Below are 13,319 nucleotides of genomic sequence, written 5' to 3' on the forward strand. Positions count from 1 at the left end.
AGGCAACGGAGGACCGCGACCGGCACGGACGACACAGCCGACCGACGACCTGGAGGACGACACCGCATGACAACCGCTCACCACACCGCCCCGCAGTACCCCTTCACGGCGGTGGTCGGCATGGACGATCTGCGGCTGGCGCTGCTGCTGAACGCGGTGAGCCCCGCGGTGGGCGGCGTGCTGGTCCGCGGGGAGAAGGGCACCGCCAAGAGCACCGCCGTACGGGCACTGTCGGCGCTGATGCCGCAGGTGGACGTGGTCAGCGGCTGCCGCTTCGCCTGCGCCCCGGCCGCGCCCGACCCCGGCTGCCCCGACGGGCCGCATGAGAGTGCTGCCGCCGAGGAGCGCCCGACGCGGATGGTCGAACTGCCCGTCGGCGCCTCCGAGGACCGGCTGGTGGGCGCGCTGGACATCGAGCGGGCGCTGTCCGAGGGCGTGAAGGCCTTCGAGCCGGGCCTGCTGGCGGACGCGCACCGCGGCATCCTCTACGTCGACGAGGTCAACCTCCTCCACGACCACCTGGTGGACCTGCTGCTGGACGCGGCCGCCATGGGCGCCTCGTACGTGGAGCGCGAGGGCGTCTCGGTCCGGCACGCGGCCCGTTTCCTGCTCGTCGGCACCATGAACCCCGAAGAGGGCGAGCTGCGGCCGCAGTTGCTGGACCGGTTCGGACTCACCGTCGAGGTCGCCGCCTCCCGGGAGCCCGACGAGCGGGTGTCGGTGGTCCGGCGCCGGCTGGCCTACGACGCCGACCCGGCGGGCTTCGCGGCGGGCTGGGCGGCCGAGGAGGACTCGCTGCGCGGGCGGATCGCCGCCGCCCGGGAGCTGCTGCCGCGGGTGACGCTGGGCGACGGGGCGCTCCGGCAGATCGCCGCGACCTGCGCGGCGTTCGAGGTGGACGGGATGCGCGCGGACATCGTGATGGCGCGTACCGCCACCGCGCTGGCCGCATGGGCGGGCCGGACGGACGTCCTGGAGGAGGACGTGCGCCAGGCCGCGTTGCTGGCGCTGCCGCACCGCCGGCGCCGCAACCCCTTCGACGCACCCGGCCTGGACGAGGACAAGCTCGACCGCACGCTGGAGGAGTTCGGCGGGGCGGACGAGGACGCGGGCGGCCAGGGCACGGACGGCGAGGACGGTCCGGACCCGGACGGCCCGGACGGCGGCCCCGGCGGGGGCGGCCCGGAGGGCGGCGGAGCGCCCCCGCAGGACGGCGGGGACGGCGGGCCGCAGGAGGCGCCCCCGGCGCAGAGCCCCGAACTCCCGCACCAGCAGGAGCGGGAGAGTGCCGAGGGCCCCGGGGGGCCTCAGGAGCAGCCCGCGGCACCGCAGCAGTCCGAGGAGGGCGCCCCGGCAGCGGGCGGCGAGAAGGCCGCGGTCGGCGCCGGCGAGCCGTTCCGTACCCGGCGGCTGGATGTGCCGGGCCTGGGCGAGGGCGCGGACGGCCGCAGGTCGCGTGCGCGGACCGCGCACGGCCGGACGACCGGGGCGCGGCGTCCGCACGGCGCCCTGGGCAAGCTGCACCTGGCGGCGACCGTGCAGGCCGCGGCGCCGCACCAGCGGGCCCGCGGTCGCCACGGGCGGGGTCTGGTGGTGCGCAGGGACGATCTGCGCGAGGCGGTACGCGAGGGGCGGGAGGGCAATCTGGTCCTGTTCGTCGTGGACGCCTCCGGTTCGATGGCGGCCCGCAAGCGGATGAGCGCGGTCAAGGGGGCGGTGCTCTCCCTGCTGCTGGACGCCTACCAGCGGCGCGACAAGATCGGCATGATCACCTTCCGCGGCACCGGCGCCGAGCTGGCGCTGCCCCCGACATCGTCGGTGGAGGCGGGCGCGGCGCGGCTGGAGCAGTTGCCGACGGGCGGCCGCACGCCGCTCTCGGAGGGGCTGCTGCGGGCCCATGAGGTGCTGCGGGTGGAGCGGATGCGGGATGCCTCGCGGCGGCCGCTGCTGGTGGTCGTCACCGACGGCCGGGCGACCGGCGGCCCGGAGCCCGTCGCGCGCGCCGCCCGCGCGGCCCGCCTGCTGGCGGCCGAGGGCACCGCTTCGGTGGTCGTGGACTGCGAGGCGGGCCCGGTGCGGCTGGGTCTCGCGGGCGAGCTGGCCCGTGACCTGCAGGGCACCGCGGTCACCCTCGACGAACTGCGCGCGGACAGCGTCTCCGCGCTCGTACGGACCGTACAAGGCAACAGGAAGGCCGCGTAATGCCGCAGGGACAGCCGTCCGTCGTACCGAACGACGGGCTCACCACCCGCCAGCGCCGCAACCGCCCGCTGGTGTTCGTCCACACCGGCCAGGGCAAGGGCAAGTCCACCGCGGCCTTCGGGCTGGCGCTGCGCGCCTGGAACCAGGGCTGGCCGGTCGGGGTGTTCCAGTTCGTGAAGTCGGCGAAGTGGAAGGTCGGCGAGGAGCGGGCGCTGAAGGTGCTCGGGGAGTCCGGCGAGGGCGGCACCGTCGCCTGGCACAAGATGGGCGAGGGCTGGTCCTGGGTCCAGCGCGACATCGCCTCCAGTGAGGAGGCGGCGCGCGAGGGCTGGGAGCAGGTCAAGCGGGATCTCGCCGCGGAGACGTACAAGCTGCTGGTGCTGGACGAGTTCGCGTACCCGCTGAAGTGGGGCTGGATCGACACCGAGGAAGTGGTGTCGGCGCTGCGCGACCGTCCCGGCACCCAGCATGTCGTCATCACCGGGCGGAACGCCCCCGAGGCGCTGCTGGACTTCGCCGATCTGGTGACGGACATGACCAAGGTCAAGCACCCGATGGACGCCGGCCAGAAGGGCCAGCGGGGGATCGAATGGTGAGCCGGGCCGGCATGGCGAGCACAGCATGAGCGGCGGTGCGATCCCCCGGCTGGTGATCGCCGCGCCGTCCTCGGGCGCGGGGAAGACGACGGTGGCCACGGGCCTGATGGCGGCGTTCGCCGAGGCCGGGCTCGTGGTGTCGCCGCACAAGGTGGGCCCGGACTACATCGATCCCGGCTACCACTCCCTGGCCACCGGCCGTCCCGGCCGCAACCTGGACGCCTACCTGTGCGGGCCCGGCCGGATCGCGCCGCTGTTCCTGCACGGCGCGGCGGGTGCCGATCTGGCGCTCGTCGAGGGCGTGATGGGGCTGTTCGACGGAGCGTCCGGGATGGGCGAACTGTCCTCGACGGCGCAGGTGGCGAAGCTGCTGCGGGCGCCGGTGGTGCTGGTGGTGGACGCCTCCTCGCAGTCGCGGTCGGTGGCGGCGCTGGTGCACGGTTTCGCCTCCTGGGATCCGGAGGTGCGGCTGGCCGGGGTGATCCTCAACAAGGTCGGCTCGGACCGCCACGAGGAGCTGCTGCGGGAGGCGATGGAGTCCTCCGGGGTGCCGGTGCTGGGCGCACTGCGCCGGGACGGGCGGGCCGGTACGCCGTCGCGTCACCTGGGCCTGGTGCCGGTCGCCGAACGGCGGGCCGAGGCGGTGGAGTCGGTGGCCGAGCTGGCCGCGCGGGTCCGCGAGGGCTGCGACCTGGAAGCGCTGCTGGCACTGGCGCGTACGGTGCCCGAGCTGCCGGACGCCCCCTGGGACCCGGCGGCGGAGCTGTCCGTGGCCGAAGGGGTCACCGCCCCGCGGAGGCCGCTGATCGCCGTCGCGGGCGGCCCCGCGTTCACCTTCTCGTACGCCGAGCACGCCGAGCTGCTGGCCGCCGCGGGCGCCGAGGTGGCCGCCTTCGACCCGCTGCGGGACGAACAACTGCCGCCCGGCACCCGGGGGCTGGTGATCGGCGGGGGCTTCCCGGAGATGTACGCGCCGGATCTGTCGGCGAATGCGCCGCTCCGCGCCGCGGTGGCCGCCCTGGCCGGGTCCGGGGCGCCGGTCTCCGCCGAATGCGCCGGGCTGCTCTACCTCTCCCGGTCGCTGGACGGGAAGCCGATGTGCGGGGTGCTGCCCGCCGAGTCCCGGATGACCGAACGGCTCACCCTCGGCTACCGCGAGGCGGTGGCGCTGCGGGACAACGCGCTGGCGGCGGCCGGGACCAGGGTGCGCGGCCACGAGTTCCACCGCACGGTGCTGGAGCCGGGCGCGGGCGCCGACCCGGCGTGGGGGCTGACCCACCCGGAGCGGCGGGTGGAGGGCTTTGTGTCCGGCGGGGTACACGCCTCGTACCTGCATGTGCACTGGGCCGCCGAGCCGTCGCTGGCCGGGCGTCTGGTGGCGCGCGCGGCGCGTGGCTCCGTGGCCCGGAGCTCGGCGTGAGGAGCCTTCCGAGGGCCCGGGTGAGGAGCCGTGGGGGCGGCAGCGGGGAGCCCTGGGAGCCCGGCGCACTCACCGCCGTCCCGACCGGCCGCCTCGGGCCGGTCGCCGTCGTCCTGGGAGCCGCCGGCCGGGGAGCCGTCGCGGCATGAGGGGCCGGGCGGCCGACGAGGAGGCCGGGGCGCCGCTCCCGCCGCCGCTCGTGCCGCTGATCGCCGGCGTGGGCGCGCGCCGCGGCGTCCCGGTGTCGGAAGTGCTGGAGCTGATCACGGCCAGTTGCGCGGCGGCGGGGTACGCCGTCCGCCAGGTCGTCGCCCTGGCAACGGCGGCGGCCAAGGCGGACGAGCCGGGGCTGACCGGGGCGGCCCGGGAGCTGGGGGTGCCGTTGCAGTCGTTCCCGGCGGCGGCCCTGGCGGCCGTACCGGTACCGGAGCCGTCCGCGGCCGCGGCGGCCGCCCTCGGAACGCCGAGCGTGGCCGAGGCGGCCGCGCTGCTGGCCGCGGGGCCGGGTGCCGCGCTGGCCGCCGGCAAGCGGAAGTCGCCACCGGCCCGGGCGACCTGTGCGCTCGCCGTACCGGCAGGACGCGCCGGGCCGGCTGTAACGGACAGCGGCACCCTTACCGCTGGTAGGGAGGGAGCCCCCGTCGTGCCTTCCACCGGGACGGTTATCGTCTTGGCCTCCCCCAACCCGCCCCGCCGTGGCCCGGATCGGCGGAGGGCGGACGCCGGCGACCCGGCGCCCGGCAGCGCAACCCCCGGTAGCAAGGAGACCCAGTGACCACTCCTCCCGCACTGCTCATCGCCGGTCACGGCACGCGTGACGAAGGCGGCGCCGAGGCCATGCGCACGCTGGTGCGCATGCTCGGCGAGCGCCTCCCCGACGTGCCCGTCGCCGGCGGGTTCTTCGGCACTCCGGCCTCTCCCCTGCCGCTGGACGACGCCGTCGGCGGGCTCGTCGCGCGGGGCGCGACCCGGCTCGCCGTCATACCCCTGCTGCCGGCGCCGACCGGTCCCCTGCCGGACGCGCTGCCCTCGGCACTGGAGCGGGCGGCGCAGCGGCACCCGGGGCTCGGCTACGCCTGCGACGCCGAACTGGGGCCCCACCCCAAGGTGCTCGACGTACTGGAACGACGGCTGGACGAGGCGCTGGCCGCCGGCGCCCGCAGGCCCGAGGACCGGGCGCGCACCACGGTGTTGCTGGTGGGGCGCGGCGCGGCCGATCCGTACGCCAACGCCGAGGTGGCACGGGCCGCGCGGCTGCTGTGGGAGGGGCGCGGCTTCGCGGGCGTGGAGACGGCGTTCGTCTCCCAGGCGGCGCCCGATGTGCCGGCGGGCCTGGACCGGTGCCTGGCACTGTCGGCCGCGGCGCCGGCGGGCCGGCCGGGCCGGATCGTGGTGCTGCCCTACTTCTTCTTCCCCGACAGCTTCTTGGAGCGGCTGCACCTGCAGGCCGAGGGCTGGGCCGCGGCACACCCAGGCACGGAGGTGTTCGGCGCGGCGGCGATCGGCCCCGCGGCCGAGGTGGCCGACGCGGTCATGGAGCGCTACCGCGCGACGGTGGCGGGCGCTCCGCTGCCCGGCGGCGCGGCGGGCGGTCGGCGGGCGGCGGAGGGCACCCGGGGGACGGACGGCACGGCGCTGCGGACCGCTGCGGTGGCGGCGGACGCCGGGGAGCGGTGAGCATGCCGGCACACACCGGGCCCGCCCCGCTCCGGCCGCCCGGCCGGGACACGCCACCCCCCGCGGCCGGCTCGCGGCACGACGAGCCCGAGGCCGGCCACGAGCCCGACCTGCGCCACCACGGCGATGCCGAAGTACGGGGCGCGGAGGGCGGATTGACGGATCTGGCGGTCAATGTCCGTACCGGCACTCCCCCGGCCTGGCTCAAGGCCGAGATCGCCGCCTCCCTGGACGGTCTGGCCGCGTACCCCGACGGCCGCGCGGCACGCCGGGCGGTCGCGGCCCGGCACGGTCTGCCCGTGGAACGGGTGTTGCTGACCTCGGGGGCCGCGGAGGCGTTCGTACTGATCGCGCGCGCCGTGCGGGCCCGCCGGCCGGTCGTGGTGCATCCGCAGTTCACCGAGCCCGAGGCGGCGCTGCGGGACGCGGGGCACGACGTCGGACGGGTGCTGCTCGACGCGCACGACGGCTTCCGGCTGGATCCGGCGGCCGTTCCGGAGGAAGCCGATCTGGTCGTCATCGGCAACCCCACCAACCCCACCTCGGTCCTGCACCCGGCGGACACGCTGGCCTCCCTCGCGCGGCCCGGCCGGACGCTGGTGGTGGACGAGGCCTTCATGGACGCGGTGCCCGGTGAGCGGGAGGCGCTGGCCGGGCGCACCGGCCTGCCGGGGCTGGTCGTGCTGCGCAGCCTCACCAAGACCTGGGGGCTGGCCGGCCTGCGGATCGGCTATGCACTGGCCGCCCCGGACACCGTCGCCGCCCTGGAGCGCGCGCAACCGCTGTGGCCGGTCTCCAGTCCCGCGCTGGCCGCCGCCGAGGCGTGCTGTACGCCGCGGGCGCTGGCGGAGGCGGAGGCGGCGGCCGGGGAGATCGCCGTGGACCGGGCGCATCTGCTGGCCCGGCTGGGCGAGTTCGGGCAGATCCGGGCGGCCGGCCCGGCGGCGGGCCCGTTCGTGCTGATCCGGCTGCCCGGCGCGGACGCGGTACGCGCCGCGCTGCGGACCCGTGGCTTCGCGGTACGCCGTGGTGACACCTTCCCCGGCCTGGGCCCCGGCTGGCTGCGTCTGGCGGTACGGGACCGGGCCACGACGGACCGGTTCGCGGCGGCACTGGGCGAGGTGCTCCGCTAGGGCGTGTCCGCAAAGTCCCGTCGTTTCCCTGCCATAGGGAGAACCTTTACCCATATGACCGTCAAGGCGATGTCCTGTGCGGCGAATTGGACGTTGCCGGGATCTCCCACGGCCCCTCGGGTCGTATCGCCAGCGATATTCTTCCCGCATCTCATCTCAAGGCAGGCCCCAAAGGCCACAACCAGCCCCTGGAAACCGGCACCACACACAGCCCGAATGAGCCAACGACGACCCCTCACGGTTATCGGTCCCGTGTGCGGCCTATTCCCTCAGTGCGCCCCGGATACGGCGCGCCGCTCCATGAGTTCCGGGCCGGGGATCTCACGGCCACGTCCAACCCACTTCCCGCATCGCCCGGGCGCGCTGTATTCCTGCTTCTCGCCGCGTCGCCGTCTCTTCCGGTTTCCAGTAGCGATCCGCCGCGGTGGTCTGGTCGGGGTGCTTCCGGTAGAGGATGCTCGGCTCCGCGATGAATTCACCGGGTGCGACAGCCTCCGCGGCAAGCAGCAGGGCCACCCCCTCGGCTCCGGTCAGAGCGTGCCAACCGCCCAGCGCCAGCACCAGAGGGCGGCGCGCGGCGAACGTCGCGGCCTGCACGGACAGCCGCTGTTCCACCACCTCGTCGAAGAACCTGCCGGGCTCGACAGGGCCGCCCGGAGGGTCGTACGGGCCCGGTGACGTGCTGCCGTCCTGGTGGAGGTCGAGACACGCGGATACGCACCACGGAACTCGTTCCAATGTCTCGATGTCGCGCTCGAGGGCTCCCGGCAGCAATACGTCATCCGCGTCCAGGGTCCGGACCAGCTCCCCGGTCGCACGCGCGAGGGCGTGCGTGCGACCCACCGCGGCGCGCGCCGGCAGGCCCGACTCGATCGATATCCGGGAATCCCGGGGAAGGGTGCCGTCGGTGATCCCGGTGCGGCCGTCCTCTTGGACGTACCAATGCCATTCCCAGTCGCCGGGAAGTTTCTGCTCCCGCAGAGATTGGTAGGTCTCATCAATATAGTGATGGCCGCCGTCGTGCACAGAGGTAATGATGCTGATCGTTGACATGGGGGAACTCCCTTTCCAAAGGCCGCCGGCGTGACCGCAACTGATCATGGTAACCGGGGCATGGAACCTGACAAAGCGTCAATTCCTTTGCCAGTGAGGGACGGTTGATCTCGTTCCTCAGGGGTGGTGGTAATTCAGCCGGAGCCGTGGGAGATGAGACACGCGCCGCGGCGGTACCCGGCAAAAGTGAGGTGCGCCGCACCCGGCCGTCTCCGGCCCGGTACGGCGCACCTCGGGCCGTACCCCGCGCGCGGCGCCCCCACAGCACCGGCGCGGTGTACGGGGTCCGTCAGCCGCGGCCGCCCTGCGCGGCGTTGCGGCGGCGCCGGGCGTAGCCGACCGACCCGGCGCCCGCGGCGACCAGCAGGGCCGCACCCCCGGCGAGATACGGGGTGGCCGAACTGCCGCCGGTCTCCGCGAGGTTCCGGGTGCTGGGCTTCGAGCCGGTCTGCTGCACCTCGGTGCCCTTGCCCTCGGCCGGCTTCGTGCCGCCGTCCGGCCTGGTGCCGCCGCCCTGGCCCCCGTCAGTGCCGCCGGAGCCGTTGTGCTCGGGCGCCTTGACGCCCGGTGCGGTGCAGGTGGCCCGGGCCAGCGTGACCTGGCCGCGCACCTCGGCGACGCCGAGCTTCAACGGGTTGAGGGAGACCTTGAGGTCGAGCGCGGTGGCCGCGGCACTCTTGGACAGGACATTCTTCCGGGACAGGTCGAGCCGCACCTCGCCCACACCCGGCACCTCGACGTTCGTCGTCCCGCCCGCCGTGAGCCCGACCCGCTTGCCCAGGACGAGGACGTCACCCAGCACGTTCGCCTCGGCCCGGGGCCGCTCGCCCGCCTCGCACACCGCCTTGGCGGTGACCTGCCGGACCTCGACCAGGGACCGCAGCGCCAGACCGGGCACCCGCACCTTCGCCTTCACGAGGTTGGCGTAGCCCTCGGTCTTGTGGCGGTCGGCGGTGGCCCGCGCGGTGGCGGCATCGGCGCGCAGCACGCTGAACGGCTTGCCGTGGTCGATGCCGTCGAGGCGGACGGTGAGCGCGGTCTTGGAGGCGGAGGCCGGGGCGTGCACCTCGTTGAGGACGGCGTTCAGCGGGACGTCGAGCGTCTTGTGGAGCAGCCCGACGTTCAGGCCGGTGCGCAGCACGACCGCGTCGGCGGTGCCGCGGGCCGGGCCGTGGTCTCCGGTGGCATGCGCGGGCACGGCGCCCAGCAGGAGGGCGGGGCCGGCCGTGAGCGCGGTGGCGACGAAGGTCGCGGCGAGGCGTCGGGGCATGCCGAAGGAGCGGGCGGGACTGGTGGACACGTGTGTGGAACCCTCACAGGAGAAATGGAGCCGCCGGCCGCGCCATGGGGGACATCACGCGGGCCGACGACCTCGACCCGCACATCGTGTCCGCACGGAGGGTGTGCGGGGAGCCACGTGACGTCAGTTCATCCCAATGGGTGGTTTCCGCGTATTTATTCGATTCCTGCGGCACGGGGCACCACCCTCGCCCCAGCGGCCCCACCGTCCGGGTGACCCGGGTTGACCGGGCCGGATGGTGCCGGGGCACCCGCTCGCAGCCCCGGCACCACCCGCTGCCGGCTACCCCACGACCTGCCCGCGCAGCACCACCCGCCGCGGGGCGGCCAGCACCCGGACGTCCTCGCGCGGATCACTGTCGTAGACCACCAGGTCCGCCGGAGCGCCCTCGGTGAGGCCGGGGCGGCCCAGCCAGTCCCTGGCCCCCCAGGTGGTGGCGGAGAGGGCCGCCACGGCGGACAGACCGGCCTTGGTCAGCTCGGCGACCTCGTCGGCGACCAGGCCGTGGGCGAGCGCGCCGCCGGCGTCCGTGCCGGCGAAGACGGGCACGCCGGCGTCGTAGGCCGCCCGCACGGTGTCGTAGCGGCGCGCGTGCAGGCGCCGCATGTGGTCCGCCCAGCGCGGGAACTTCCCCTCGCCGCCGGCCGCGAGCCGCGGGAAGGTGGCGATGTTGACGAGGGTGGGAACGATGGCCACGCCACGCTCCGCGAACAGCGGGATGGTGTCCTCGGTGAGCCCGGTGGCGTGCTCGATGCAGTCGATGCCGGCCTCGACCAGCGGGGCCAGGGAGTCCTCGGCGAAGCAGTGGGCCGTCACCCGGGCACCCAGCCGGTGGGCCTCGGCGATGGCCGCCTCGACCGCCCCCTGGGGCCAGCAGGTCCCCAGATCGCCCGTGGAGCGGTCGATCCAGTCGCCGACGAGCTTGACCCAGCCGTCGCCCCGGCGGGCCTCCTGGGCGACATAGGCGACCAGGTCCTCGGGCTCGATCTCGTGCGCGTAGTTGCGGGTGTAGCGCTTGGTGCGCGCGATGTGGCGGCCGGCCCGGATGATCCGCGGCAGGTCCTCGCGGTCGTCGATCCAGCGGGTGTCGGACGGGGAGCCGGCGTCACGGATCAGCAACGCGCCGGCGTCACGGTCGGTGAGCGCCTGCTTCTCGCTGGTGGCCTCGTCCACCGGGCCGTGCGCATCCAGGCCCACATGGCAGTGGGCGTCGACCAGGCCGGGCAGCGCCCAGCCCGTCACGGTGATGGCATCCCGTGCCATCACCGGCCGGTCGAAGGTGACCCGGCCGCCGACCACCCACAGCTCGTCGCGCACGTCGTCGGGCCCGACGAGGACCCTCCCCTTGAGGTGCAGCACCGCACCTTCGCTCATGGACGTCATAGGGGCACTGTAGGCGGCGCCACCGCCGCTGTGACCCGTACGGTCACACCGGCCGCAAGGCACCATTCAGCCACCGTTTCCCGGGATTGCCGCAGCCGCGCCGCGCTTTTCACCCCGGTCGCTCTCCGTATACCTTCCGCACGTTCCGCGCACACTTCCGCCGGCGTTCTCCGCGCGCTTGCGGACATCGCCTCGCGCATGTTCTTACGGGTCTTGCCATCGATGTGCCGGGCAGGTTTCGATGGGCCTTACGCCCAGCCTTCCGGGGGCGAATTCCCAATTACCCGTGCGTACAGCTTCCCGTATTCTTCTGCCCGCTTTTCCGCACCCCAAACGCCAAGATTTTGCTAGTGGCAAGTTCCGCAATTCGGACGGATCTCACGGGTGTTACGGAGCTGTGACCGACTACACAACGTGTCCGTTTCGCCCCGAACATCCCGGTCAAATCGGGGCATCCGGCGGTGGGATCGCGCGTACGGGCGCCCCCGCGCGATAACACATCTTCGGCGCTTGCGTAACCCCTGCCCACGATGCAATTTCCTTTTTCCCTGGGTAAATTTAATTTCTATGACCGCCGCACAAGCAGACCATGCAGGTGCCCGAAGCGATATCAGAGAATTGCCGGAGGGCTTCAAGCTCGACACCCCACGCGTGGAGGACGGAGCCGCGATCTGGCGTATCGCCCGCGACTCGAAGACGCTGGACCTCAACTCCTCGTACAGCTACCTCCTGTGGTGTCGCGACTTCGCCGCCACCTCCGTCGTCGCCCGCGACACGGAGGGCGAACCGGCCGCTTTCGTCACTGGATACATCCGCCCCGAGCGCCCGGAGACCCTCGTCGTCTGGCAGGTAGCCGTCGACGACGCGCACCGTGGCCAGGGGCTGGCGGCCGCACTTCTGGACGGGCTCGCCGCCCGTGCCGGAAACGAGCTGGGCATGCGCTTCGTCGAGACCACCATCACCCCCGACAACGCCGCATCCAACCGGTTGTTCGCGTCCTTCGCCGAGCGGCACTCAGTGCCGATCAAGCGCGAGGTGCTCTTCGACGCGGGGTTGTTCCCCGAGCAGGGCCACGAGCCGGAGGTGCTGCACCTCATCGGCCCGTTCGGGCCACCGGCCCGCCCGGAGCACTGACGCCACCCAGGACCGCGCGGCCACCGCGCCGCAGCGGCCATGCGGGACCCGGCACCACACCCACGCGACACCGCCGGCACCGCCCAGCCCCACAGACTTCCTGATCCTTTTCGCCACTCATCTCCCAGGAGCATGTTGTGACCATCACCCAGCCCGATCTGAGCGTCTTCGAGACCGTGGAGTCGGAGGTCCGCAGCTACTGCCGTAGCTGGCCCACCGTCTTCGACCGCGCGCAGGGCAGCCGCATGACCGACGAGGACGGCCACACCTACCTCGACTTCTTCGCAGGGGCCGGCTCGCTCAACTACGGCCACAACAACCCCGTGCTCAAACGCGCTCTGATCGACTACATCGAGCGGGACGGCGTCACCCACGGCCTGGACATGTCCACCACGGCCAAGCGGGCGTTCCTGGAGTCGTTCCAGAACATCATCCTGCGGCCCCGTGACCTGCCCTACAAGGTCATGTTCCCGGGCCCGACGGGCGCCAACTCCGTCGAGGCCGCGCTCAAACTGGCCCGTAAGGTCAAGGGCCGCGAGTCGATCGTGTCCTTCACCAACGCCTTCCACGGCATGTCGCTGGGCGCGCTCGCCGTCACCGGTAACTCCATGAAGCGGGCCGGTGCCGGTATCCCGCTGGTGCACGGCACCCCGATGCCGTTCGACAACTACCTCGACGGCACCTACCCGGACTTCCTGTGGTTCGAACGGCTGCTGGAGGACCAGGGCTCCGGCCTGAACACCCCCGCCGCCGTGATCGTCGAGACGGTCCAGGGCGAGGGCGGCATCAACGTCGCCCGTCCCGAGTGGCTGCGCGCCCTCGCCGACCTGTGCGAGCGCTGGGACATGCTGCTCATCGTCGACGACATCCAGATGGGCTGCGGCCGTACGGGTGCCTTCTTCTCCTTCGAGGAGGCGGGCATCGTGCCGGACATCGTCACCGTCTCGAAGTCCATCAGCGGCTACGGCCTGCCGCTCGCGCTCACCCTGTTCAAGCCTGAGCTGGACATCTGGGAGCCGGGCGAGCACAACGGCACCTTCCGCGGCAACAACCCGGCGTTCGTCACCGCCGCCGCGACGCTGGACACCTACTGGGCCGACGGCCAGATGGAGAAGCAGACTCTCGCCCGCGGTGAGATCGTCGAAGCACACCTCAAGGCCATTGCCGAGGAGCACCCGGACGCCATCGCCGAGTACCGCGGCCGCGGTCTGGTGTGGGGCATGGAGCTCAACGACAAGCCCGTCGCCGACAAGATTGCCAAGCGCGCCTTCGAGCTGGGTCTGCTGATCGAGACCTCCGGCCCGGAGAGCGAGGTCGTCAAGCTGCTGCCCGCACTGACGACCACCCCCGAGGAGCTGGACGAGGGCCTTCGGATCCTCGCCCGCGCGGTCCGCGACTGCGTCTGACCACTCCAGAGCCCC

At 73.4% G+C, this 13,319-nt stretch carries 11 protein-coding genes; 8 read left to right on the forward strand and 3 right to left on the reverse strand.

What is annotated here, in order from left to right:
* Positions 1-66: 66 nt before the first annotated feature.
* The 6 genes from ABZ851_RS19605 to cobC all read left to right on the forward strand — a co-directional run bounded on the left by ABZ851_RS19605 (position 67) and on the right by cobC (position 7,028).
* On the forward strand, positions 67-2,202 hold the full coding sequence (locus ABZ851_RS19605; protein WP_361128993.1) for a putative cobaltochelatase: 2,136 nt from the start codon (positions 67-69) through the stop codon (positions 2,200-2,202).
* Positions 2,202-2,798, forward strand: a complete 597-nt coding sequence (gene cobO, locus ABZ851_RS19610; RefSeq protein ID WP_361128996.1) for a cob(I)yrinic acid a,c-diamide adenosyltransferase — start codon at positions 2,202-2,204, stop codon at positions 2,796-2,798. Before ABZ851_RS19605 ends, cobO begins: the two co-directional genes overlap by 1 nt.
* A 25-nt stretch (positions 2,799-2,823) precedes the next feature.
* Positions 2,824-4,218, forward strand: coding sequence for a cobyrinate a,c-diamide synthase (locus tag ABZ851_RS19615; protein WP_361128999.1), 1,395 nt, complete (start codon positions 2,824-2,826; stop codon positions 4,216-4,218).
* 145 nt (positions 4,219-4,363) lie between these two features.
* On the forward strand, positions 4,364-4,993 hold the full coding sequence (locus ABZ851_RS19620) for a cobalamin biosynthesis protein (RefSeq protein WP_361129002.1): 630 nt from the start codon (positions 4,364-4,366) through the stop codon (positions 4,991-4,993).
* Complete coding sequence (locus tag ABZ851_RS19625) at positions 4,990-5,895, forward strand: sirohydrochlorin chelatase (protein ID WP_361129005.1); 906 nt, start codon at positions 4,990-4,992, stop codon at positions 5,893-5,895. Before ABZ851_RS19620 ends, ABZ851_RS19625 begins: the two co-directional genes overlap by 4 nt.
* A gap of 2 nt (positions 5,896-5,897) precedes the next feature.
* Positions 5,898-7,028: an Rv2231c family pyridoxal phosphate-dependent protein CobC gene (cobC, locus tag ABZ851_RS19630; RefSeq protein WP_361129008.1), complete on the forward strand. Its 1,131-nt coding sequence runs from the start codon at positions 5,898-5,900 to the stop codon at positions 7,026-7,028.
* 321 nt (positions 7,029-7,349) lie between these two features.
* Here the strand turns inward: cobC and ABZ851_RS19635 are convergent, their stop codons facing one another.
* From ABZ851_RS19635 to ABZ851_RS19645, 3 genes are all read right to left on the reverse strand, one after another.
* Entirely contained in the window at positions 7,350-8,081 is a 732-nt protein-coding gene (locus ABZ851_RS19635; RefSeq protein ID WP_361129011.1) for a glycosyltransferase family A protein, read from the reverse strand.
* A 289-nt stretch (positions 8,082-8,370) separates the two neighbouring features.
* A complete protein-coding gene (locus ABZ851_RS19640; RefSeq protein WP_361129534.1) occupies positions 8,371-9,351 on the reverse strand; it encodes an SCO1860 family LAETG-anchored protein in 981 nt (326 codons plus the stop codon).
* Between the two features lie 312 nt (positions 9,352-9,663).
* Positions 9,664-10,755: an amidohydrolase family protein gene (locus ABZ851_RS19645; RefSeq protein ID WP_361129537.1), complete on the reverse strand. Its 1,092-nt coding sequence runs from the start codon at positions 10,753-10,755 to the stop codon at positions 9,664-9,666.
* A gap of 576 nt (positions 10,756-11,331) precedes the next feature.
* Here ABZ851_RS19645 and ectA point away from each other — a divergent pair.
* Both ectA and ectB read left to right on the forward strand, forming a co-directional pair.
* The gene (gene ectA / locus ABZ851_RS19650) at positions 11,332-11,898 is read left to right on the forward strand and encodes a diaminobutyrate acetyltransferase (RefSeq protein WP_361129014.1); all 567 of its coding nucleotides are present in this window, start codon (positions 11,332-11,334) and stop codon (positions 11,896-11,898) included.
* 137 nt (positions 11,899-12,035) lie between these two features.
* Positions 12,036-13,304: a diaminobutyrate--2-oxoglutarate transaminase gene (ectB, locus tag ABZ851_RS19655; RefSeq protein WP_088797091.1), complete on the forward strand. Its 1,269-nt coding sequence runs from the start codon at positions 12,036-12,038 to the stop codon at positions 13,302-13,304.
* Positions 13,305-13,319: the final 15 nt, after the last annotated feature.

Origin of the sequence: Streptomyces sp. NPDC047049 (genome assembly GCF_040643995.1) — a bacterium.
Taxonomy (GTDB): domain Bacteria; phylum Actinomycetota; class Actinomycetes; order Streptomycetales; family Streptomycetaceae; genus Streptomyces; species Streptomyces mooreae.

Coding starts and splice junctions, on each gene's coding strand:
- cobO (WP_361128996.1), top strand. CDS start 2,202: ATGCCGCAGGGACAGCCGTCCGTCGTACCGAACGACGGGCTCACCACC.
- ABZ851_RS19605 (WP_361128993.1), top strand. CDS start 67: ATGACAACCGCTCACCACACCGCCCCGCAGTACCCCTTCACGGCGGTG.
- ABZ851_RS19620 (WP_361129002.1), top strand. CDS start 4,364: ATGAGGGGCCGGGCGGCCGACGAGGAGGCCGGGGCGCCGCTCCCGCCG.
- ABZ851_RS19640 (WP_361129534.1), bottom strand. CDS start 9,351: ATGCCCCGACGCCTCGCCGCGACCTTCGTCGCCACCGCGCTCACGGCC.
- ABZ851_RS19615 (WP_361128999.1), top strand. CDS start 2,824: ATGAGCGGCGGTGCGATCCCCCGGCTGGTGATCGCCGCGCCGTCCTCG.
- ABZ851_RS19635 (WP_361129011.1), bottom strand. CDS start 8,081: ATGTCAACGATCAGCATCATTACCTCTGTGCACGACGGCGGCCATCAC.
- ectA (WP_361129014.1), top strand. CDS start 11,332: ATGACCGCCGCACAAGCAGACCATGCAGGTGCCCGAAGCGATATCAGA.
- ABZ851_RS19645 (WP_361129537.1), bottom strand. CDS start 10,755: ATGAGCGAAGGTGCGGTGCTGCACCTCAAGGGGAGGGTCCTCGTCGGG.
- cobC (WP_361129008.1), top strand. CDS start 5,898: ATGCCGGCACACACCGGGCCCGCCCCGCTCCGGCCGCCCGGCCGGGAC.